The 23,354-nt window shown below is 54.4% G+C and carries 19 protein-coding genes; 9 read left to right on the top strand and 10 right to left on the bottom strand.

Translation table 11 applies throughout. The features are described 5' to 3' along the window. Positions 1-35: 35 nt before the first annotated feature. Positions 36-1,754, bottom strand: coding sequence for a ubiquinone-dependent pyruvate dehydrogenase (gene poxB / locus M2422_RS07170; RefSeq protein ID WP_064672199.1), 1,719 nt, complete (start codon positions 1,752-1,754; stop codon positions 36-38). Positions 1,755-1,905: 151 nt separating this feature from the next. Between poxB and M2422_RS07165 the strand changes: the two genes are divergently transcribed. Then, positions 1,906-2,340, top strand: coding sequence for a DoxX family protein (locus M2422_RS07165; protein ID WP_033145069.1), 435 nt, complete (start codon positions 1,906-1,908; stop codon positions 2,338-2,340). A 90-nt stretch (positions 2,341-2,430) separates the two neighbouring features. Here the strand turns inward: M2422_RS07165 and hcr are convergent, their stop codons facing one another. The 4 genes from hcr to aqpZ all read right to left on the bottom strand — a co-directional run bounded on the left by hcr (position 2,431) and on the right by aqpZ (position 6,983). After that, a complete protein-coding gene (gene hcr, locus M2422_RS07160) occupies positions 2,431-3,399 on the bottom strand; it encodes an NADH oxidoreductase (RefSeq protein WP_064672200.1) in 969 nt (322 codons plus the stop codon). A 10-nt stretch (positions 3,400-3,409) separates the two neighbouring features. Continuing rightward, complete coding sequence (hcp, locus tag M2422_RS07155) at positions 3,410-5,062, bottom strand: hydroxylamine reductase (RefSeq protein ID WP_064672201.1); 1,653 nt, start codon at positions 5,060-5,062, stop codon at positions 3,410-3,412. Positions 5,063-5,206: 144 nt separating this feature from the next. Next, a complete protein-coding gene (locus M2422_RS07150; RefSeq protein WP_033145072.1) occupies positions 5,207-6,106 on the bottom strand; it encodes a lysine exporter LysO family protein in 900 nt (299 codons plus the stop codon). 181 nt (positions 6,107-6,287) lie between these two features. Next, complete coding sequence (gene aqpZ / locus M2422_RS07145) at positions 6,288-6,983, bottom strand: aquaporin Z (protein WP_033145073.1); 696 nt, start codon at positions 6,981-6,983, stop codon at positions 6,288-6,290. Between the two features lie 372 nt (positions 6,984-7,355). Here aqpZ and M2422_RS07140 point away from each other — a divergent pair, with 372 nt between their 5' ends. After that, on the top strand, positions 7,356-9,014 hold the full coding sequence (locus M2422_RS07140) for an ATP-dependent endonuclease (RefSeq protein ID WP_029739481.1): 1,659 nt from the start codon (positions 7,356-7,358) through the stop codon (positions 9,012-9,014). Here M2422_RS07140 and M2422_RS07135 read toward each other — a convergent pair. Next, entirely contained in the window at positions 9,011-9,967 is a 957-nt protein-coding gene (locus tag M2422_RS07135) for a VirK/YbjX family protein (RefSeq protein WP_064672202.1), read from the bottom strand. The genes M2422_RS07140 and M2422_RS07135 overlap by 4 nt on opposite strands. 159 nt (positions 9,968-10,126) lie before the next feature. Between M2422_RS07135 and macA the strand changes: the two genes are divergently transcribed. After that, positions 10,127-11,242 carry a macrolide transporter subunit MacA gene (macA, locus tag M2422_RS07130; protein ID WP_032658226.1) on the top strand — a complete coding sequence of 372 codons (1,116 nt, stop codon included), beginning with the start codon at positions 10,127-10,129 and terminating at the stop codon, positions 11,240-11,242. Continuing rightward, the gene (macB, locus tag M2422_RS07125; protein WP_032658224.1) at positions 11,239-13,179 is read left to right on the top strand and encodes a macrolide ABC transporter ATP-binding protein/permease MacB; all 1,941 of its coding nucleotides are present in this window, start codon (positions 11,239-11,241) and stop codon (positions 13,177-13,179) included. The genes macA and macB overlap by 4 nt, the downstream gene beginning before the upstream one ends. Positions 13,180-13,249: 70 nt before the next feature. Here the strand turns inward: macB and cspD are convergent, their stop codons facing one another. Then, complete coding sequence (gene cspD / locus M2422_RS07120; RefSeq protein ID WP_006809408.1) at positions 13,250-13,471, bottom strand: cold shock-like protein CspD; 222 nt, start codon at positions 13,469-13,471, stop codon at positions 13,250-13,252. Between the two features lie 267 nt (positions 13,472-13,738). Between cspD and clpS the strand changes: the two genes are divergently transcribed. The 3 genes from clpS (at position 13,739) to M2422_RS07105 (ending at position 17,285) form a co-directional block, all read left to right on the top strand. Further along, the gene (gene clpS / locus M2422_RS07115) at positions 13,739-14,059 is read left to right on the top strand and encodes an ATP-dependent Clp protease adapter ClpS (RefSeq protein WP_006174393.1); all 321 of its coding nucleotides are present in this window, start codon (positions 13,739-13,741) and stop codon (positions 14,057-14,059) included. Between the two features lie 27 nt (positions 14,060-14,086). Next, positions 14,087-16,366 carry an ATP-dependent Clp protease ATP-binding subunit ClpA gene (clpA, locus tag M2422_RS07110; RefSeq protein ID WP_008499992.1) on the top strand — a complete coding sequence of 760 codons (2,280 nt, stop codon included), beginning with the start codon at positions 14,087-14,089 and terminating at the stop codon, positions 16,364-16,366. Positions 16,367-16,847: 481 nt separating this feature from the next. Next, positions 16,848-17,285 (top strand): hypothetical protein, encoded by a 438-nt coding sequence (locus tag M2422_RS07105; protein ID WP_064672203.1) that lies wholly within the window; start codon positions 16,848-16,850, stop codon positions 17,283-17,285. A 155-nt stretch (positions 17,286-17,440) separates the two neighbouring features. Here M2422_RS07105 and M2422_RS07100 read toward each other — a convergent pair whose 3' ends face one another. After that, positions 17,441-18,715 carry a hypothetical protein gene (locus M2422_RS07100; RefSeq protein WP_259140300.1) on the bottom strand — a complete coding sequence of 425 codons (1,275 nt, stop codon included), beginning with the start codon at positions 18,713-18,715 and terminating at the stop codon, positions 17,441-17,443. Positions 18,716-18,837: 122 nt separating this feature from the next. On the opposite strand from M2422_RS07100, the gene M2422_RS07095 reads away from it, so the two are divergent. Continuing rightward, positions 18,838-20,391, top strand: coding sequence for a bifunctional UDP-sugar hydrolase/5'-nucleotidase (locus M2422_RS07095; RefSeq protein ID WP_064672205.1), 1,554 nt, complete (start codon positions 18,838-18,840; stop codon positions 20,389-20,391). Positions 20,392-20,413: 22 nt separating this feature from the next. Then, on the top strand, positions 20,414-21,940 hold the full coding sequence (locus M2422_RS07090; RefSeq protein ID WP_064672206.1) for an aryl-sulfate sulfotransferase: 1,527 nt from the start codon (positions 20,414-20,416) through the stop codon (positions 21,938-21,940). Positions 21,941-22,110: 170 nt separating this feature from the next. On the opposite strand, the gene infA is transcribed toward M2422_RS07090, so the two are convergent. Both infA and aat read right to left on the bottom strand, forming a co-directional pair. Next, positions 22,111-22,329: a translation initiation factor IF-1 gene (gene infA, locus M2422_RS07085; RefSeq protein ID WP_002211347.1), complete on the bottom strand. Its 219-nt coding sequence runs from the start codon at positions 22,327-22,329 to the stop codon at positions 22,111-22,113. A gap of 284 nt (positions 22,330-22,613) precedes the next feature. Continuing rightward, complete coding sequence (gene aat, locus M2422_RS07080; protein WP_023310978.1) at positions 22,614-23,318, bottom strand: leucyl/phenylalanyl-tRNA--protein transferase; 705 nt, start codon at positions 23,316-23,318, stop codon at positions 22,614-22,616. Positions 23,319-23,354: the final 36 nt, after the last annotated feature.

Genomic DNA, 23,354 nt, shown 5'->3' with positions numbered 1-23,354 from the left:
ACATCCCTTTATTTTAAGAGGTCATGCGAAATGTTTTACCTGAGCCAGTTGGTTTTTGCCAGTTCGATCACCTCGTCGCCGCGCCCGCTGATGATGGCGCGCAGCATATACAGGCTAAAGCCTTTGGCCTGTTCAAGCTTGATCTGCGGCGGGATCGCCAGCTCCTCTTTGGCGACGACGACATCCACCAGCACCGGACCGTCGATGGAGAAGGCGCGCTGCAGGGCTTCATCCACCTCTGAGGCTTTCTCCACGCGAATGCCGGTGATGCCGCAGGCCTCGGCGATGCGCGCGAAGTTGGTGTCGTGCAGCTCGGTACCGTCCGTGAGATAGCCTCCGGCCTTCATCTCCATCGCCACGAAGCCCAGCACGCTGTTGTTAAAGACCACGATTTTCAGCGGGAGCTTCATCTGCACCACCGACAGGAAATCCCCCATCAGCATGCTGAACCCGCCGTCGCCGCACATCGCCACCACCTGACGCTCCGGCGCCGTCGCTTTTGCGCCCAGCGCCTGCGGCATGGCGTTGGCCATCGAGCCGTGGTTGAACGAGCCGAGCAGTCGACGCTTGCCGTTCATCTTCAGATAGCGTGCCGCCCAGACGGTTGGCGTGCCCACGTCGCAGGTAAAGATGGCGTCGTCGTCCGCGAAATGACTGATCTGCTGCGCCAGATACTGCGGGTGAATCGCTTTGTCGCTCGGTTTGGCGAGGTCGTCCAGCCCCTTGCGGGCGTCGCGATAGTCGCTCAGGGCCTTATCAAGGAACTTGCGGTCCGTTTTTTCTTCCAGCAGCGGCAGCAGGGCGGAAAGGGTAGATTTGATATCGCCCACCAGCGCCATATCAACCTTGCTGTGCGCGCCGATGCTGGCCGGGTTGATATCAATCTGAATGATTTTCGCATCCGTCGGGTAGAACGCGCGATACGGGAACTGGGTGCCGAGCAGGATCAGCGTGTCGGCGTTCATCATGGTGTGGAAGCCGCTGGAGAAACCGATCAGACCGGTCATCCCCACATCAAAGGGGTTGTCGTACTCGACGTGCTCTTTGCCGCGCAGGGCGTGGACAATAGGGGCCTTAAGCTTACCGGCGAATTCAAGCAGCTCCTTGTGCGCGCCCGCGCAGCCGCTGCCGCACATCAGGGCGATATTGCTTGAGTACCGCAGCAGCTGTGCCAGCTTTTTCAGCTCCTCTTCCGCAGGCGTCACCACTGGCTGCGGGGCGTGATACCAGTGGGTGCTGGCCCCTTCCGGCGCGGCCTTGAGGGCCACGTCTCCCGGGATGACGACCACAGAAACGCCGCGGTTCATCACGGCTTTGCGCATGGCGATCGCCAGCACCTGCGGGATCTGCTCCGGGGATGAAACCAGCTCGCAATAGTGGCTGCATTCACGGAACAGCTCCTGCGGATGCGTCTCCTGAAAATAGCCGCTGCCGATTTCGGAAGAGGGGATATGGGCGGCAATCGCCAGCACCGGCACGTGGTTGCGGTGACAGTCGAACAGCCCGTTGATCAGATGCAGGTTACCCGGCCCGCACGATCCGGCGCAGACGGCCAGCTCCCCCGTGATCTGTGCTTCAGCACCTGCGGCGAAGGCGGCAACCTCTTCATGGCGGGTGGGCATCCATTCGATGGTCTTCATCTTGTTGAGGCTGTCGCTAAGTCCGTTCAGGGAATCGCCGGTTACGCCCCAGATACGTTTCACGCCAGCCTGTTCGAGCGTTTTCGCTATATATGCAGCCACGGTTTGTTTCATGGTTGTCCGTCTCCTTTTTGTGATATCGCTTACAAGCTTAGAAGAAAGTCTCCGTATTGCCCGTCGCATGCCCCCAATTAAAAGGTGCTTTTCACGCGCAACTATTCGGCATAATCTGGTGATATCTCAGTAAAAACAGGAAGTATTTCAAATGGTTAAATCATTGTTAATCGCTGTTAATGAAAAGCTATCGTGCGACGATCTTGGCAAACTCTTGTTACGACTTGCCGTCGGCGGGCTGATGCTTTTTCACGGTTTGCACAAGCTTTTTGGCGGCGTGGGCTTTATTAGCGGCATGCTGGTGGAAAAAGGGCTGCCGGGATTTATCGCCTACGGCGTGTTGGTTGGCGAAGTGGTGGCGCCGATCCTGATTATTGTCGGGCTCTTTACGCGTCCGGCCGCGCTGGTGCTGGCCTTTACGATGATTGTGGCGTGGCTGATGGTGGGAATGGGGGAAACGCTCGCCCTCGATAAGGTAGGCGCATGGGCGATTGAAAGCCTGGTGTATTTCTTTATCGGCTCGCTGGCGGTCGCGTTTTTAGGGGCGGGGCGGTTTGCGCTGGGTAAAGCGCCCGCGTGGCGGTAGGGTTATTGTAGGTCGGGTAAACGCAGTGCCACCCGACAAAAAGCCCGGTGGCGCTGACGCTTACCGGGCCTACGATCGAACGTTTACCGTTTATGCGAGGACGAGATCGCCCTGTGGATGGCATGAGCACGCCAGCACGTAACCCTCGGCAATTTCCGCGTCGGACAGCGTCATGGTGCTGGTGACGGTGTACTCCCCGGAAACCACCTTCGTCTTACAGCAGCCGCACACGCCCGCACGACAGGCAGCCGCTACCGGCACCTTGTTGCTTTCCAGCGCCTCCAGCAGCGTGGTCCCCACGCGGCCAAAGAAGGTCTGCGCAGGCTGCAGTTTGGTGAAGGTAATGCCGCTGGTTGCCGCTTCCGCCACCGGCGTGAAGAACTGCTCTTTGAAGAAGCGGGTCACGCCAAGCGCTTTCACCTCTTTCTCCACGATATCCATGTACGGCGCCGGGCCGCAGGTCATCACGGTGCGGTTCGCGATATCCGGCACGCTTTGCAGCAGCTCGCGGCTTAGGCGACCGGGCACAAAGCCGTGGGTCGCGTTGTGCTCCGCCACCAGCGTTACCGGATAATTACGCCACTCCCCGGCAAAAATCACATCTTCCGGGGAACGGACGCTGAAGATCGCCTGCACGTTGGCCTGCGGGCGGTTCTTCGCCAGCCAGCGGCGCATCGACATAATTGGCGTTACGCCACAGCCCGCCGCCAGCAGCAGGAATTTATCGTCCGTCTTATCGTCACAGGTGAATTCCCCCTGCGCGTCGGACAGCCAGATATAATCCCCGCGCTTGACGTCCCGCGTCAGCCACTGAGAGCCCGCGCCGTCGTCAATGCGGCGGACGGTGAGCGTAATGTACTCGCTCACGCCCGGCGTGGAGGAGATCGTGTAGGCGCGCAGCGTATCCGCCGAATTGCGAACGCTGACCAGCGCGTACTGGCCTGCACGGTACGGATAGTAGTCATGGCACAGCAGCGACAGCGTCCACACATCCGGCGTCTCCTGATGGATGTGATGAACCTGCATCCGCCACGGACATTGTGAGGTTGGCATGGTCATGAATAACTCCTTACGCGCTCAGCAGCTGTTTCATATCATCTTCAACGTTGGTCACGGAACGCAGGCCGAATTTCTCGTTCAGCACCGCCAGCAGGTCCGGCGTCAGGAAGCCAGGCGCGGTCGGGCCGGTCACGATGTTGGTGACGCCGAGAGAGAGCAGGGTCAGGAGGATGACAATCGCTTTCTGCTCGAACCATGACAGCACCAGCGACAGCGGCAGGTCGTTCACGCCACAGCCCAGTTTCTCCGCCAGGGTGACCGCCAGAATGATGGCCGAGTAAGCATCGTTACACTGGCCTGCATCGATCAGGCGCGGCAGACCTTCGATGTCGCCGAAGTCCAGCTTGTTGAAACGGTATTTGCCGCACGCCAGGGTCAGGATCAGGCAGTCTTCCGGCACGCTGGTGGCGAAATCGGTGAAGTAGTTACGCTCGCCGCGCGCGCCGTCGCAGCCGCCGACGAGGAAGATGTGGCGCAGCTTTTCACGGCTGACGAGATCGATCAGCGAATCAGCGGCACCCAGCAGGGTTTCACGACCGAAGCCGACGGTAATAAGGTGCGGGATCTCGCTGTACGGGAAGCCTGCCATCTGCTGCGCCTGGGCGATAACCGGACCGAAATCGTCACCTTCAAGATGGCTCACGCCCGGCCAGCCAACGATGCTGCGGGTCCAGATGCGGTCATCGTACGCGCCGACGGTCGGGTCGATGATGCAGTTAGAGGTCATCACGATAGGGCCAGGGAAGCGGGCGAACTCCACCTGCTGGTTCTGCCAGCCGCTGCCGTAGTTACCGATGAGATGCTTAAATTTACGCAGCTCAGGGTAGCCGTGCGCCGGCAGCATTTCGCCGTGGGTATAAACGTTAACGCCGGTGCCTTCGGTTTGCTTCAGCAGGTTGTAGAGATCTTTCAGGTCGTGACCGGAAATCAGAATGCACTTGCCTTCGGTTGCCTTGACGTTGACCTGCGTCGGCGTCGGGTGGCCGTAGGTGCTGGTTTCACCGGCATCCAGAATGCTCATCACGCGGAAGTTCATCTGGCCGATTTCCATTGAGCACTCAAGGAGGGCGTTCATATCGGCAGGCCAGGTGCCCAGCCACGCCATGATTTTGTGGTACTGGGCGTAGATGTCGTTGTCGTACTGACCGAGCACATGCGCGTGTTCCATATAGGCCGCAGCGCCTTTCAGGCCGTACAGGCACAGCAGGCGCAGGCCGAGAATGTTCTCGCCAATCGCCTCTTTGTCTTTATTCGGGGTGAATTCTGCCGCCTGACGCTGGAGGTCGCCCAAATCGTCGCTGACCAGCTGCAGTTCTGACATCGGGTTTTCCACGCGAGCGGAGGCATCCGCCTTCAGGCACTGGGCTTTCAGCGCCTCACGCAGGGCAATCGCTTCGCGGGCGTAGCCGACAATGCGCGGAGAGTCGAAGTTAACGTTGGTCAGCGTGGAGAAAAACGCGCGCGGGGCGAAGCTGTCGACGTAGTGGTCGACAATGCCGTATTCGCGGGCTTTGAACGCCCATGCGGAAAGGCCTTGCAGAGCCGCAATCAGCAGGTCCTGCAGGTCAGATGTTTCTGCGGTTTTGCCGCACATACCCTGTGCGTAAGAGCAGCCATTGCCTGCCGGGGTACGGATGGTTTGTTCACATTGCACACAAAACATAATCACACCTGTTAAAGTTATATTTAATATACATGTTTAAGGTTATGCCTGTGCCAGAACGGAGAAAAGGGCTTTCTGCTACAAAATAGAGGGAGATTGATTTAGCGCAATTTTGGCGGCAGGAAACCTACCGCCAAAGAAGTATCAGGCAGAGAAGAAGGCCATCAGGACCGGAACCAGCAGGCTTAAAATAAAGCCGTGCACGATAGCTGCGGGCACCATCTCCAGCCCTCCGGAGCGCTGGAGTACCGGCAGGGTAAAGTCCATCGACGTTGCGCCGCACAGGCCCAGCGCGGTAGAACGACTGCGGCGAACCAGGCTCGGGATCAGCATGATGGCAATCAGCTCGCGCGCCAGATCATTAAAGAAGGCGGCGCTGCCGATCACCGGTCCGAATGATTCGGTCAGCAGAATACCGGAGAGCGAATACCAGCCAAAACCGGACGCCATCGCCAAGCCGGTTTTCAGGGGAAGATCGAGAATAAAGGCGTTGATGACGCCCGCCACCATTGAACTGGCAACAACCATAACCGCAACCATCATTCCCCGACGGTTGAGGACAATTTGTTTCAGCGTCATGCCATTATTTCGCAGCTGAATACCGATCAGGAACAGCAGGAAGATCAGCGTATATTCACTGGCCTCAGTCGCGTGCTGTAAAAATGCCCAACCGGTCAGACCAAGAAGAAAACCGAGCACCACGACGCCGCATAATTTTAATGATTCAAGCGCCATTGCAATTCGTGAAGGGAGTTTTTCCTGATGATGGTGATTTTTCCATGGAATAGTGCGTTCCAGCCACAGCAGCGCGGCAATATTGCACAGCAAAATAACCACCACGGTGACGACAGAATAATGGAGGATGGAGAGTAAATTCGCCGATAAGTTGTCCAGAAATGCCAGGCTAATCCCCATAAAGAAAAGAATAACGTAGACAATCCAGCTCAGGAATCGATTAATGAGCCTTAATGCGGATTCACGATGCAGCGGAATAAGATAGCCCACGATCAAGGGCAGCAAAATGATGAGGAGTCCTGAAAACATGAACAGCCGGTCCTTTTTGAGTATCGGTTAAGCGCCAGTGACACTACCCAATAAAGGCTGTTCAGTAAAGCGGCAAAAGAAAGCCGGGCGGCGGCTACGCTTTACCCGGCTTGTGTCTACGTGGGGTGTGCGGCCTGAAGCCCTCACCCCGGACCTCTCCCACGGGGAGAAGGAGGAAAGATTAATCGCGTTTTTCCAGCAGGGTGCGATACAGCACGCCACCCAGAATACCGCCGATAACTGGCATCACCCAGAACAGCCACAGCTGCTCAAGCGCCCAGCCGCCCTGGAAGATGGCGACGGCGGTACTGCGTGCCGGGTTAACGGAGGTGTTGGTGACCGGAATAGAAATCAGGTGGATAAGTGTCAGCGCCAGACCAATGGCAATCGGGGCAAAACCGGCTGGGGCGTGTTTGTCCGTTGCGCCGTGGATCACCAGCAGGAAGCCTGCGGTCAGCACGATTTCGATCACGATGGCAGACAGCATGGAGTAGCCGCCCGGAGAGTGTTCGCCAAAGCCGTTAGAGGCAAAGCCGCTGGCCGCCGCGTCGAACCCAGCTTTACCGCTGGCAATCACGTACAGAACGCCCGCCGCGATAATACCTCCAACCACCTGCGCCACAATGTAGCCAATCACGTCTTTCGCCGGGAAACGGCCGCCCGCCCATAAACCTAACGTCACTGCCGGGTTAAAATGACCGCCGGAAATATGTCCCACGGCAAACGCCATGGTTAATACGGTTAAACCAAACGCCAGCGCAACGCCGACAAAACCGATACCTAATTCCGGGAATGCTGCTGCCAGAACGGCGCTACCGCAGCCACCAAATACCAGCCAGAATGTACCAAAGCATTCTGCTGCCAATTTTCTAAACATAACCACCTCAAATAATTATCCGCACGCATTCCCGCGCGCGGGATATATCGCCATAAAGGGATGACGACTCAAAGAGCCCGTATTTTAAAAACCAACAACACCCCTTCGCCACTTAAATAAATTCGATTAATTTGATTTAAGGCAATGTGATGTCAATCCTTGTTCAAACTGGAGGTAAATAAAGCATAGTCCAATTTGCGGGCGGTAGTATCTTGCGAGATGTGGGTTATTTCAAATGAAACCTGATGGATAAATTCTGAATTTTTCGTGCTTCCGCCAGGTTATGGAGGCGGATTGCAGTGTCAAGCCCGTCTGCATCCCGCTATACTGCTGATAACTTGAAGGAAAAAGTGATCATATCGCGGGGGATTTATGCTTCTCGAACGTGTGGAAATTGTTGGGTTTCGCGGTATTAACCGCCTGTCGCTGCAGCTGGAGCAAAACAACGTCCTGATCGGCGAGAACGCGTGGGGTAAGTCCAGCCTGCTGGATGCGTTGACGCTACTGCTTTCGCCCGAGGACGATCTGTATCACTTCGTCCGCGACGATTTCTGGTTCCCGCCCGGCGACGTGACGGGGCGCGAGAAGCACCTGCATATCATCCTGACGTTCCGCGAATCCGAACCCGGACGTCACCGCGTGCGTCGCTTCCGCCCGCTGTCACCCTGCTGGGTGCCGTGCGATGACGGTTTCCACCGGATTTTCTATCGGCTGGAAGGCGAGATGGCGGAGAACGAAGGGGTACTCACCCTGCGTGATTTTCTCGATGAGAAAGCCAACCCGATCCCGCTGGACAATATCGACGATCTGGCCCGCCACCTGATCCGCCTGACGCCGGTGTTACGCCTGCGCGATGCGCGCTTTATGCGGCGTATTCGTAACGGAACCGTACCCAATATGCCGGAAGTAGAAGTCACCGCCCGCGAGCTGGATTTTCTGGCCAGAGAGCTGGTGTCGCGTCCGCAGAATCTGACCGATGGCCAAATTCGTCAGGGGTTGTCCGCAATGGTGCAACTCCTGGAGCACTATTTTTCCGAGCAGGGCACCTCGGAATCGCGCCACCGTCTGATGCGCCGCCGCTCTCATGATGAGCAGCGAAGCTGGCGTTACCTCGACATCATTAACCGGATGATCGACCGGCCCGGCGGTCGCACCCATCGGGTGATTCTGCTGGGGCTGTTTTCAACGCTTCTGCAGGCCAAAGGCACCGTTCGTCTGGACCGGGACGCCCGGCCGCTGCTGCTGGTGGAAGACCCGGAAACGCGCCTGCATCCCATCATGCTCTCTGTGGCATGGCATCTGCTGAATCTGTTGCCGCTACAGCGCATTACGACCACCAATTCCGGGGAATTATTATCGCTGACGCCGGTAGAACACGTCTGTCGCCTGGTGCGTGAATCCTCCCGCGTCTCCGCTTTCCGGCTTGGGCCGGGCGGTTTGAATGCGGAAGACGGGCGGCGCATCGCGTTTCATATTCGCTTTAACCGGGCGTCGTCGCTCTTTGCCCGCTGCTGGCTGCTGGTGGAGGGGGAGACGGAAACCTGGGTCATCAACGAACTGGCGCGCCAGTGTGGCCACCATTTTGATGCGGAAGGCATTAAGGTAATCGAATTCGCCCAGTCGGGATTAAAGCCGCTGATAAAATTTGCACGCCGGATGGGGATCGAGTGGCACGTGCTGGTAGACGGTGATGAGGCGGGTAAAAAATATGCCTCGACCGTGCGGAGCCTGCTGAATAACGAGCGCGAGGAAGAGCGCGACCATTTAACCATGCTCCCCGCGATGGACATGGAACACTTTATGTATCGTCAGGGGTTCGACGACGTCTTCCACCGCATTGCCATGGTACCGGTCGATGTCCCGATGAACATGCGGCGGGTGATCGCCAAAGCCATTCACCGTTCGTCAAAACCGGATTTAGCCATTGAAGTGGCGACGGAAGCGGGCAGGCGGGGCGTGGAGGCGGTACCGACCCTGCTGCGGAAGATGTTCTCCCGCGTGCTGTGGCTGGCACGCGGGAAAGCGGATTAGCGTTGGGTCGCCTGTTTCATCTGCTGAATCAGGCTATCCAGCAGCGCGTAGCGGCGGCGATATTCGGAGCGTTTTTTGCTGGCGATCTCTTCCATCGGTTTACGCGGCATGACGAGCGGCAGCATAAAATTACCGTTCTCCTGCTTTTCACCGCCGATGGAGAGCCAGAAACTGTCGTAATCGGCCAACAGTTTGCCCTCTTTTTTCTTGCGGTAGCGCCAGCTGCGATAAATATGGGTATCGTTACTGACGGCGACAATCTGCTCTACCGGGAACGCGGCGCCGAGCGTCATTGCGGCCTCGACCAGCAGACGTTTCGGGAACAGACCGTGGCAGGCTTTCGTCGCACCCTGGATCAGCTCGTGGGGAACATGCGCTTTTGCGCCCTGTAAACCGCCAATGAACAGCGTCGATTTTCCCTCAAACTGGCATAGCGTAAAGGTCATCTCCGCCAGCGCCGTATTTTGACTGTCACAGAAAACGAGGGTAGCTTCTCCCTCTTTATCCATAAACGCGTCGGCACACAGGCGGACGGTAAATTGCTGTTCATCTTTTCCGGTTAAGGTCAGCAGGGACACGCCCTGCTTTGAAAGGTAACCCTTTGTCAGCGTCGCCGGCAGCTGGCGGCACATCATCTGATAGTGCCAGGACAGCGATTCCAGCACACGTTGTCGATCCATATTGACCGTTAACCACGGACGATGAAGGCGGCAGGGCAGCCCTGGCTGAACCTGGAGCATTTGCATCAGGTGCGGATGTTTCGCAAGATCAGACAGCAGGCGAGCGGTGCTGAGCGGTGTCGCCAGTGAACGCAGCATGAACTTGCGTCGATAGGCGGTTTTTTCCCATGCCAGCCCGGGTGCGATCTCACCGAAAGCCAGGTTTTTGAAGAGCTGCCAGCCGGATTTTGGCTGCGGCAGGTTTGAAAGTGATGTATCGACGATAGAAGACATGGTAGATCCTGATCCTTTTGGAATATCGCTATTTCAGCAGGAGAAATGTCAACGTCTCGTAAACAAATTAGGACGATTTCGGAGAACAGGGCTTTCGTTGAAGAATCGTTTAGTTAGAATCAACGCTTATCATTGCCAGAACATTTATTTGGAATATTTATGAACCTCAAGGGAAAACGCAGAACGCTGTTTCTGCTGCTGGCGGTCGTGGTTTTAGCCGGTGGGTACTGGCTATGGCAGGTGCTGAATGCGCCGGTGCCGCAGTATCAGACACTGATTGTTCGCCCGGGCGAACTGCAGCAAAACGTCCTCGCGACGGGCAAGCTTGACGCGCTGCGCAAGGTTGACGTCGGCGCTCAGGTCAGCGGCCAGTTGAAAACGCTGTCGGTTGAGATTGGCGACAAGGTGAAAAAAGGCCAGCTGCTCGGCGTTATCGATCCTGAGCAGGCTGAGAACCAGATCCGCGAGGTGGAAGCCACGCTGATGGAGCTGCGCGCGCAGCGTGCCCAGGCTCTGGCAGAACGTAACCTGGCTCAGGTAACGTTGACCCGTCAGCAGGCGCTGGCCAAAACCCAGGCTATTTCGAAACAGGATTTAGATACTGCCACCACTGAACTGGCGGTGAAACAGGCGCAAATTGGCACGATTGACGCGCAGATCAAACGCAATCAGGCTTCGCTGGATACGGCAAAAACCAACCTCGACTACACCAAAATCGTCGCGCCGATGGCGGGCGAAGTGACCCAGATCACCACGCTGCAGGGCCAGACGGTGATTGCCGCGCAGCAGGCGCCGAACATTCTGACGCTGGCGGACATGAGCACCATGCTGGTCAAAGCCCAGGTCTCAGAGGCGGATGTTATCCATCTTAAGCCCGGACAAAACGCCTGGTTTACGGTGCTGGGCGACCCGCAGACGCGCTACGAAGGCGTGCTGAAAGACATTCTGCCGACGCCGGAAAAAGTTAACGACGCTATCTTCTACTATGCCCGCTTTGAGGTGCCAAACCCGCAGGGCGTGCTGCGTCTGGACATGACCGCACAAGTGCATATCCAGCTGACCGGCGTGAAGAACGTGCTGACCATTCCGCTCTCTGCGCTCGGCGAGTCCGCCGGGGAGAGCCGTTATAAAGTGAAAGTGCTGCGCAACGGCGAAACGCGCGAGCGCGAGGTCGTGATCGGCGCGCGCAACGACACCGACGTGGTGGTGGTGAAAGGTCTGGAAGAGGGCGAGGAGGTTGTTGTCAGCGAAAGCCTGCCCGGAGCCGCTAAATGACGGCGCTGCTTGAGCTGAATAACATTCGTCGCAGCTATCCGTCAGGCGACGGTCCGGTGGAGGTGCTGAAGGGCATCTCCCTGCGCGTGGAAGCGGGCGAGATGGTGGCGATTGTCGGGGCATCGGGTTCCGGTAAATCGACGCTGATGAACATTCTCGGCTGTCTGGATAAACCGACCAGCGGTACCTATCGCGTGGCCGGGACGGATGTCTCCACGCTGGACGGCGACGCGCTGGCGAAGCTGCGCCGGGAACATTTCGGCTTTATCTTCCAGCGTTACCATTTGCTTTCTCACCTGAATGCGGCGCAGAACGTGGAAGTGCCTGCGGTGTATGCGGGCGTCGAGCGGAAAAAGCGACTTGAGCGCGCGCAGATGCTGCTGACGCGTCTGGGGCTGGCGGAGCGGGTGGAGTACCAGCCCTCGCAGCTGTCCGGCGGCCAGCAGCAGCGCGTGAGTATTGCCCGTGCGCTGATGAACGGCGGGCAGGTGATCCTCGCGGATGAACCGACCGGGGCACTTGACAGCCATTCCGGCGAAGAGGTGATGGCGATCCTTCACCAGCTTCGCGATCAGGGCCACACTGTCATCATTGTTACCCACGATCCGCAGGTGGCGGCGCAGGCGGAACGCATTATTGAGATCCACGACGGCGAGCTGGTCAGCAACCCGCCGCCGCGTGAGTCCAGGGCTGCGGCGCCGAAAGAAGCGCTGCCGGCATCAACCGGCTGGGGACAGTTCTCCAGCGGCTTTCGCGAAGCGCTGACCATGGCCTGGCTGGCGATGGCAGCCAATAAAATGCGCACCCTGCTGACGATGCTCGGCATCATTATCGGTATCGCCTCGGTGGTGTCGATCGTGGTGGTGGGCGACGCGGCGAAGCAGCTGGTGCTGGCCGATATTCGCGCCATTGGCACCAATACCATTGACGTCTATCCCGGCAAAGACTTTGGCGACGACGAGCCGCAGTATCAGCAGGCGCTGAAATACGACGATCTGGCGGCGATTCAGAAGCAGCCGTGGGTGAACTCCGCCACGCCTGCGGTTTCGCAGAACCTGCGTCTGCGCGTGGGCAATGTTGACGTGGCCGCCAGCGCTAACGGCGTCAGCGGAGACTACTTCAACGTCTACGGCATGACCTTCAGCGAAGGCGCTACCTTCAACGCCGAGCAGCTGGCGGGAAGGGCGCAGGTGGTGGTGCTGGACGCGAACTCGCGCAGGCAGCTCTTCCCCAATAAAGCCAACGTGGTAGGCGAAGTGATCCTGGTCGGCAACATGCCTGCCACTGTCATCGGCGTGGCGGAAGAGAAGCAGTCGATGTTTGGCAGCAGTAAGATCCTGCGCGTCTGGCTGCCCTACACCACCATCTCAGGGCGGATTATGGGGCAGTCATGGCTCAACTCCATCACCGTACGCGTGAAGGAGGGCTACGACAGCGCGCTCGCCGAACAGCAGCTTGAACGGCTGTTAACCCTGCGCCACGGGAAGAAAGATTTCTTCACCTGGAATATGGACGGCCTCTTGAAAACGGCGGAAAAGACCACACGTACTCTTCAGCTGTTCCTCACGCTGGTGGCGGTGATTTCGCTGGTCGTTGGCGGCATCGGGGTGATGAATATCATGCTGGTGTCGGTAACCGAACGTACCCGGGAGATCGGCATTCGCATGGCGGTCGGCGCCCGGGCCAGCGACGTGCTGCAGCAGTTTTTGATTGAAGCGGTGCTGGTGTGTCTGGTTGGCGGGGCGATGGGTATTGCGCTCTCGATGATGATCGCGTTTGCGCTTCAGCTCTTTTTACCCGGATGGGAGATTGGCTTCTCGCCGGTTGCCATTATTACCGCATTTTTGTGCTCGACCTTTACCGGCATTTTGTTTGGCTGGTTGCCCGCCCGCAACGCGGCGCGGCTGGATCCGGTGGACGCGCTGGCTCGGGAATAACCCGAAAATAAAAATGCCAGCCGATCGGGCTGGCATTTTGACTGCGGGATGTACACAATAAAACAGAGAGCTATGCAACCGTCTCTGCTTCAACGGGTACGATTAGGCTGGCATGATTGCCTTTTGGTCCCTGATGTACATCGAACCGGACGGACTGCCCGGCTTTGAGCGTTCTGTAACCATCCATCTGAATGGTGGAATAGTGAGCGAAGATATCCTCGCCGCCGCCTTCGGGGCAGATGAAGCCAAACCCTTTGGCGTTGTTGAACCACTTAACAGTACCCATTTCCATGCTTCGACATCCTTCGTAAATCTTATAAGTTAAGATGGAATGAACCGGTGGTGGAGTGGGGGCTGTTCAAAACCTCGCCATCTCACGCTTGTACAATTTAGAGAAACGAAAGAAGTCGTCAAGCGTTTGGCGCTGGAGATGGGACAATAATCAACCAAAGTTTGAAGCAGTTAACGCTATTGCAACAGTTTGTGACAGACATCGCGGATGACAGTAATAGATGATTGTTATCTAACATCTGAGGTAGATTCAAAGTGGTTATGCATAATGGGTAAGACCAACGATTGGCTGGATTTCGACCAGCTGGCGGAAGACAAAGTGCGCGACGCGCTAAAACCGCCATCTATGTATAAAGTTATGTTAATGAACGATGATTACACGCCGATGGAATTTGTTATTGACGTGCTACAAAAGTTCTTTTCTTATGATGTAGAACGTGCAACGCAACTGATGCTTACCGTTCATTATCGTGGCAAAGCTATCTGCGGCATCTTCACAGCCGAAGTGGCGGAAACCAAAGTGGCGATGGTGAACGACTATGCGAGGGAGAACGAGCATCCGTTGCTGTGTACGCTGGAAAAGGCCTGATAAGGCATAAAATTGGGGGAGGTGCCTATGCTCAATCAAGAACTGGAACTCAGTTTAAACATGGCTTTCGCCAGAGCGCGTGAGCACCGACATGAGTTTATGACCGTCGAGCATTTACTGCTCGCACTGCTTAGCAACCCATCTGCCCGCGAAGCGCTGGAAGCCTGCTCCGTGGATCTGGTGGCGCTACGTCAGGAACTCGAAGCCTTCATCGAACAAACCACACCGGTGCTGCCAGCCAGTGAAGAAGAGCGCGACACGCAGCCGACGCTCAGCTTCCAGCGCGTGCTGCAGCGCGCGGTATTCCACGTCCAGTCTTCCGGGCGTAGCGAAGTGACTGGCGCAAACGTCTTAGTCGCCATCTTCAGCGAGCAGGAGTCACAGGCTGCCTACCTGCTGCGCAAACACGAAGTCAGCCGCCTCGACGTGGTTAACTTTATTTCTCACGGAACGCGCAAAGACGAGCCTAACCAGGCATCGGATTCCAGCAATCAGGTCAATAACAATGAAGAGCAAGCAGGCGGGGAGGATCGTATGGAAAACTTCACCACCAACCTTAACCAGCTTGCTCGCGTTGGCGGTATCGACCCGCTGATTGGTCGCGATAAAGAGCTGGAGCGCGCGATCCAGGTGCTGTGCCGTCGCCGCAAGAACAACCCGCTGCTGGTGGGTGAGTCAGGCGTGGGTAAAACCGCGATTGCCGAAGGGCTTGCCTGGCGCATTGTGCAGGGTGACGTGCCGGAAGTGATTGCCGACTGCACCATCTACTCGCTGGATATCGGCTCGCTGCTGGCGGGCACCAAATACCGCGGTGATTTTGAAAAACGCTTCAAGGCGCTGTTGAAACAGCTGGAGCAGGACACCAACAGCATCCTGTTTATCGATGAGATCCACACCATCATCGGCGCAGGTGCGGCCTCCGGTGGCCAGGTGGATGCCGCGAACCTGATCAAACCGCTGCTCTCCAGCGGCAAGATCCGCGTGATTGGCTCCACGACCTACCAGGAGTTCAGCAACATCTTTGAGAAAGACCGTGCGCTGGCGCGTCGCTTCCAGAAAATCGACGTGACCGAGCCGTCCGTCGAGGAAACGGTGCAGATCATCAACGGCCTGAAGCCGAAGTATGAAGCGCACCACGACGTGCGTTACACCGCGAAAGCGGTCCGTGCCGCGGTGGAGCTGGCGGTGAAATACATCAACGACCGTCATCTGCCGGATAAGGCGATTGACGTGATTGATGAGGCGGGGGCGCGTGCGCGCCTGATGCCGGCCAGCAAGCGTAAGAAAACCGTTAACGTGGCGGATATTGAGTCCGTGGTGGCCCGCATCGCGCGTATCCCTGAGAAGAGCGTTTCTCAGAGCGACCGCGACACGCTGCGCACCCTCGGCAATCGCCTGAAAATGCTGGTCTTTGGTCAGGATAAAGCCATTGAGGCCTTAACCGAAGCGATCAAGATGGCCCGCGCCGGGCTGGGGCATGACCACAAGCCTGTCGGTTCCTTCCTGTTCGCTGGCCCGACCGGCGTGGGGAAAACCGAGGTGACGGTTCAGCTCTCCAAAGCGCTGGGCATTGAGCTGCTGCGCTTTGATATGTCCGAGTATATGGAGCGTCACACCGTCAGCCGTTTGATTGGTGCGCCTCCGGGCTACGTGGGCTTTGACCAGGGCGGCCTGCTCACCGACGCGGTGATCAAGCATCCGCACGCGGTACTGCTGCTCGATGAAATCGAGAAAGCGCACCCGGACGTGTTCAACATTCTGCTGCAGGTGATGGACAACGGGACGCTGACCGACAACAACGGGCGCAAGGCGGACTTCCGCAACGTGGTGCTGGTGATGACCACCAACGCCGGCGTGCGTGAAACCGAGCGTAAATCCATCGGCCTTATCCACCAGGATAACAGCACCGATGCGATGGAGGAGATCAAGAAGATCTTCACGCCGGAGTTCCGTAACCGTCTGGACAACATTATCTGGTTCGATCACCTGTCTACCGAGGTGATCCATCAGGTTGTGGACAAGTTCATCGTCGAGCTGCAGGTTCAGCTGGATCAGAAAGGCGTGTCGCTGGAAGTGAGCCAGGAGGCCCGCAACTGGCTGGCCGAGAAAGGCTACGACCGTGCGATGGGTGCCCGTCCGATGGCGCGCGTGATTCAGGACAACCTGAAGAAACCGCTGGCGAACGAGTTGCTGTTTGGCTCGCTGGTGGACGGCGGTCAGGTGACCGTGGCGCTGGACCAGGCGAAGAACGAACTGACGTATGATTTCCAGAGTGCGGCGAAGCACAAGCCGGAAGCGGCTCACTGAGTTAAACGTTAATCTAAAAAACCGGGCATTTGCCCGGTTTTTTTATGCCTGCCAAGGTAAAAGCAAAACGACAACAGTGTTGTCGTTTTTAGTGTTTTCTCCCTCTCCCTGTGGGAGAGGGTTGGGGTGAGGGCATCAGGCCGCAGAGGAATTTTGCGAGGCGCTTTCCAGTTTCTTTCGAAGTCAGTTGCTGGATAAATCCACAGTAATAAAATGGCGGCGCACCTGCAAAATCAAGTGTCAGGATTGGCGTCCTGATTACACACGAGAAATGATGTTGATACGTCAACTATCATCAGGTTCGTTCACACTTTTGAAAGCTAGCGATATAATCCGCAGACTCAATTATGGTGGGCTGAACCGGGGCTTCTTTTGAAGCGCCGATTTTCCCGTGTGGGTCGGTACGCCAAACCGGTTCAGTCTGCCACCTGAGTTGGCGTTCGGGTGGAGATCTCATCATTTCACACGGAGTCAAAATCAAATGGAACATAACAATCTTTCACTGCTTTACAGCGAACTCTCCCTCAACCCCGATCTCCCAACCCTTGCAGAGCGCTGCAAACTGCTCACTGAAATCCTCCTCGGCTGCACATCACTCCCACAAACGCAGCCCGTCTGCCGCTGCCTGGGTGCGTATCTGGAAGAAATGAAAGCTGGCCTCACAGAATCAATGCGTGATTTTCAGGTGGTGGAATTTGAGGACGAAGCGGAACAACCGCGACAAAAAGAGTGGCTGCTGGAAGATACCGAAGCACAGTGTGATTACTGCCGGGCGTTAAACCACATACTGCTGGTATCGCATTTTGACCGCGATATGTTGCCGCACCTGACGGGACTGCTGCATGACATAACGCATTCGATGGCCGCAGATGTCGTTGCACCTCAAAGTGCAAAAACGGTAATTCACATTATTTCCTGACGTCGATCCGAGGCGTCGGGGGAGTTCCTCTGACGCCAAATGGATTAATCTTCGGAAAAGTGGGTGTTACAGGAAGAGGTTAATAACTTTTGATGACAATAAAAAATAGTGCATCGCTTTCAGTTCGCTGCCGTACAGCTCGCGTTATGTAGTCCTTAACGGCCTGAATTTTCCTTCATCTGTTGGTTATAAATACAGCCAAGACCCACTAAATGCTGGCTCACTACCCGCGCCCCAAAGTTATGACACTGTAATGACCATGGATGGGATTTCAGCCAGACAGCAAATGCAGTGCAGGATGCAAGTGAAATCAACGCGGGCTCCGCTGTACTTTGCTGTCCGGTCAGCAGGCCAATCATCTTGCATATCTCGCCATTATCCCAACGCTGCCACACATTTTTCCACCATCCCATTTTCCAGCTACCAGTAAGGCAAAATGCTTTGTCAGAGAGGTTGGCGTTTTCAATATTTTCAGACACAAACCAAAGATCGGTTTTCCCAAGTCGAACTTCTGTTGACCAGGCAGTTATAGCCCCGCCGCGCAAAACGCACTCATGGGCGAGATAATGATCGGTTACACCCGTGAAGCGTCGTTTTAATCTCTGGAAATGACTGTGTATGGTAATGACAGGACGGACCATGCTTCCCCGGTCGTTTCGCTTAAGCTCGGCACTACCGTACTGAATTTCATCAAATTGGCTCCGTTTAAGAAATTGCATTTCTTGCTCCCGAATAACATCGGTGTCGCTCGACGGTAGTATCGAAGAAGGGAAAGACTTAGAACCCTGATAGAGCAATGAATTACCTGCCTTCCAGTCGCAATAGTTGGTTGTTACTTGAATAATTTTGCCGGAGCCAGCATCGGCACTGATTACAACATACAGTTTCTGCCTCGCAGAATGACCCTGAAACGGTATAACCATTGTGGTCGTTGACACCCTTGTTAGCGCAGGGAGCGAAACATGCAGATCGTGTTCGAAACCGTTAACCGCTTGCGCAAGGACCCTTTGGTTTGTCGTTTCACCAGAGTGCACCCCTTGTTCGAGCTGGGAAAGAAGGGTGATATTTGTATTCCGGCCTACAGCATTGTCATAGTGTGGAGTAAATACATAACGGCAGGTACAACATTGAAAGCGGGGTGTTCTGGCTTTTGTGTATCCATAGCGAATGATGTGCGCTGTAAAACAGCGGGGACAACCTTGTCCTGTATTTCCTAATTTTCGTTGCATGAATTGACTGAACCACTCGTCACATTCTTTTGTATTAAACAGTGGAGGAAGACTGCCACATTTTTGACATTCAAGAGCAGCGTAGCCCAGACGATAAACAGGAAAAACATAATCACTCGCATCTGGTATGCCGAGATTTGGACATGACCAGCTTTTACAAACATTGAGATCTATTTTTGGAGCGGATTCCATGTGCTTCACCAACTGATTCTGTTAGTCGTAAATTTTCGCGTCTCCCTTTTTCATATGTCGTGAGAAGGTTCACAAAATCTGTTTTTTGCTAATCGATAATGAAATTCTTTCTTTAATTCGAGAGTTAAAAAATGAAAAAAACAGTAATCGCGGTTTTATTACTATCGGGATATGCTTCGCTAAGTCCAGCGCAGGACGTTACCGTCATTTATACCAATGACCTGCATGCACATGTTGAGCCCTATAAACTCCCTTATGTTGCAGAAGGTAAAAGAGCTGTCGGTGGCTTCGCAAATATTGCGACTTACGTTAAGCAAGAAAAGCAAAAGAATAAGGCTACTTTTTATTTCGATGCTGGAGATTACTTTACCGGTCCGTACATTAGCAGCCTGACAAAAGGGCGGGCAATCATAGATATTATGAATACAATGTCATTTGATGCTGCGTCTGTCGGCAATCATGAGTTCGACCATGGTTGGGATAATACGCTGATACAGCTCAGTCAGGCTAAATTCCCGATACTGTTAGGTAACGTGTTTTATAAAAATAGTAATGTCCTTTTCTGGAATAAGCCGTATACAATCCTTGAAAAGGATGGCATTAAAATTGGGGTCATTGGGTTGCATGGCGTATTCGCTTTTGATGATACCGTTTCATCGTCAATGCGTCAGGGCATTGAAGCGCGTGACGAGGTGAAATATCTCCAGCGTTATCTGGATGAACTACGTGGAAAAGTAGATATAACCGTTGCACTCATGCATGAAGGTTTCCCTGCACGCCAGTCCAGTATCGGCAATACTGATGTCAAACGCGCCCTTGATAAGGATATCCAGACGGCGAAGCAGGTGAAAGGACTGGATATCCTGATTACCGGACATGCGCATGTTGGGACGCCGGAGCCGCTTAAAGTAGGTAACACGCTGGTGCTTTCGACTGACAGCGGTGGGATTGATATTGGTAAGCTGGTCCTGGATGTGGATCTAAAAAAACATCACAACAAAATAAAAAGCTTCGAACTTAAGACCCTTTACGCTGATGAATGGAAACCCGATCCGGCAACTCAGAGTGTTATTGATAGCTGGAATAAACAGCTCTCCGAAACGGTTCGCCAAAAAGTTGGAGAGACGCCTGTTACGCTTACGCGCGCCTACGGGGAATCATCTTCGCTGGGCAATTTATTTACCGATGCAATGCTTGCTGCTGCGCCTGATGCGCAACTGGCGCTCACTAATTCAGGTGGTCTGCGGGCTGATTTGAATGCCGGTCCGATAACCCTCGGCGATGTTATTAGCGCGTTCCCGTTTCCAAATGAGCTTACCGTAATGGATTTGAATGGGAAATCCTTACGAAATCTTATGGAGCATAGTGCGTCACTCACTAACGGTGTTTTGCAGATGTCGAAAGGACTGGAGATGCGCTACGACCAACATAAACCTGTCGGGCAACGCGTTGTGCTACTTACGCTTAATGGCAAGCCAATTGTAGACTCTGATACCTATCGCGTAGCGACAAATAGTTTCCTTGCCCCTGGTGGTGATGGCTTTACTGCATTCATTGATGGTCAGAACAAACAGGTAAAAGGTGGATATAACCTTTCCAATGCGGTTATTGATTATCTGGTGAAAGGAAATAAGATCATTCCCCAACAGGTGAATGAGATGCGAGTAAAAGAAGTTACACAGTAATAATTAACAACAGGTGAATAATATGGCAATTACCTATCTTGGAATGGAACTCGCCCCTGCTAACAACCAGCTTGCGGTCTATCTGAAGTTTATAATTGATGAGGCGATAACATATTCCTATACGGTACTGGGAAGATCGACTAGCACGACAAGTTTAGACTTTACGTATTCTTCAAATGACATTGTCTCTTTACCTGAGATAAAAATTCCGGTTATTGGACTGTATGCAAACTACCTTAACCAGGTGCAGGTTGTCTTTAAAAACCTTAGCGGAGTGGAAGTTTTTAATCAAACCATCCAGGTAAGCACACAGCAACAACTCTACCGCGATGGGACGATTTTCCATATCGATATTGAGCAAACGGATCCCGCTAACTTCACGACCGTATGGGGAAACAGTTGGTTAATGACTACCAATTGTGATGGCTACGACCGGAACGGCGATCTTCGCTGCTATTATGCTCAGCCCTACCGTAATCAGATGCTAAAAACGCATAATGGTTATTTCTATATCGGCAGTGATGAAGATGAACACTGGTATGGGCGACGCTTTTTCAAAATCGATATTTTGGGCAACGAGATTCTGGAGTTTGATTTACGTGACCGCGATGGTAACCGCTATGCTAACACCCACGACCTGATTTGGGATTCCGCCGATAATCTTTTCATGATTGGTAATGATAACCCGGACCGTTCGACCAACACGATGAGACAGGACGCATCAATTTTAAAATTTGATGAAAAGACAGGCGTGATGCTGTGGGCAAAAAATTATACTCGTGCATTTGATAATACTCAGATCCTGAATAATAGCCCCACAAACGATGCTCACCTTAACTCGCTTTCCTGGATCCCCGCAGGCGAGGCAAATGCTGAAGCGATTGTTGTCCATACTCGTTCTGCAGGCCTGACGTTTGGTATTTCTCCTGCCGACGGCAAGATATTATGGAGTATTAATACCGGGGGATTTAACGGTAATTTCGCCACAGGACAGGGCGTTACGCAGATAGATACTTCCGGTATTGAGAGTTTTGAAAATGGCGCTCATACCGTATTCGTCACTAAAAATAGCGCTTTTGCTGGGTTAAGCAATGAGACTGAAGGAAAATTTGTTCTTTCGCTCTTTGATAATCGCTCCTGCGTGGATAATGAAGGCAATGCGGTGACTCGAGATATTACACGTGATTCAACGGCTGATTCTTACAAAACCGATCCTGCGAGAGTCATGTTCTATGCTGTTGATCTCGTCGCCAATACAGCAACCCAGGCAGGTAGCATTATCCAGTTACCCTCCGATCGTGTTCCTCAGGTCACTGATTTTATGGGGGCAGCAATAGATTATGGTGACTACTATGGCATCTACACCAACCACGCACGCTCTTTCTTTATCAGCGATGCAACAGGCCATATTATTGCCACAATCTACGATCTGATTTGCTCGATGGATGGCTATCCAGAGTTCTCTGGTGAATGCTACCGGGCAAGGTTGTTTGCAAAAGACGAGCTTGATGCTTTGATAAATATAGGTTATCAGGTGGCAAACGGCTGATAGCATAGCCAGACACAGCCATTAAAAGGGCATTGCTGTCGAACAGACAGCCCTGACGCTGAATCGAACGGACAAATAATTGTTCAAATAATAGCCTGCAGCACAAAAAAGTAAGGCCGGGAAAATCCCGGCCTTAATTAATATTCATCTGCCATTACAGGCGAAAACAATTAGCGACTACGGAAGACAATGCGGCCTTTGCTCAGGTCGTACGGGGTCAGTTCAACAGTCACTTTGTCGCCCGTCAAAATGCGGATGTAGTTTTTGCGCATTTTACCGGAGATGTGCGCAGTTACCACGTGACCGTTTTCCAGCTCTACGCGAAACATGGTATTAGGCAACGTATCAAGTACGGTACCCTGCATTTCAATATTGTCTTCTTTGGCCATCTAATCCTCTGGGGTATCACTACCAAGTTTTGAACCGGCAAGATAATGCCGAAATTCATCAATTAAGTAAAGAATTGCGCGATTAAAACGCAGCAAAACAGTTTCGGCGCATTGCCCAAGCGTCACGGTACAACCGAACAGGAAGCGCATTCGTAAAGGGGAGACGACAGGATAAACGTCAGGACGTTATCTGAAGCGAGGGTCCCAAACGGCGGCGGGGCAACAGGCAGAAGCTACTCTGCGGCATAATTATAACACCCTCACAAAAAATATGCGGAAAACATTTAGGCATTGGGCATAAAGAGCGTTCTTGGTATCCAGAAGTCGCGCGGGAGCTTCTCCTGACGGCTGGCATCCAGCTGTTCGATGTACTGGCGCCGCGGAATTTCAACGGCACCCAGGGAAGCGGTATGCTCGTTGAGCACCTGACAATCGATCAGGCGTCCGCCGCGCTGGGCAAACGCCTCGCAGAAGACCAGCAGTGCGGTTTTCGAGGCGTTAACCGCACGAGAGAACATCGACTCGCCGCAAAATAGGGTGCCTTGCGCCACGCCGTACATGCCGCCGACGAGTGCTCCGCCTTCCCACACCTCGATGGAGTGGGCATAGCCAAGCTCGTGGAGCTGGTGGTAGGCGGTAATAATATCGCGGGTTATCCATGTCCCTTCATAGCGGTCTTCAGCGCAGCCTTCAATGACCTGACCAAAAGCGTGGTTGAGGGTGACGCGATAGGGTGATTTCGCATGGAAACGCTTCATGCTGCGGCTCGCGTGAAACTGCGCTGGCCACAGCACGGCGCGCGGATCGGGGGACCACCATAAAATCGGATCGCCGGGGGAAAACCAGGGGAAGATACCGCGCTGGTACGCCATTAATAGCCGCGCGGGACTGAGGTCACCACCAAGGGCCAGCAGCCCGTTGGGCTCACGCAGCGCCCCTTCCGGAGAAGGGAACGCGATGTTATGACGAGAAAGCTGGACCAGGCGCATGACAGCAAAACTCCAGTACGCGAGTAAGGACGCTAC

The sequence above is a fragment of the Enterobacter sp. SLBN-59 genome, assembly GCF_024807915.1.
GTDB classification, from domain to species: Bacteria; Pseudomonadota; Gammaproteobacteria; order Enterobacterales; family Enterobacteriaceae; genus Enterobacter; species Enterobacter asburiae_B.
The sequence above is the reverse complement of the archived record's forward strand: the minus strand, read 5'-3'. Positions and strand labels throughout refer to the sequence as shown.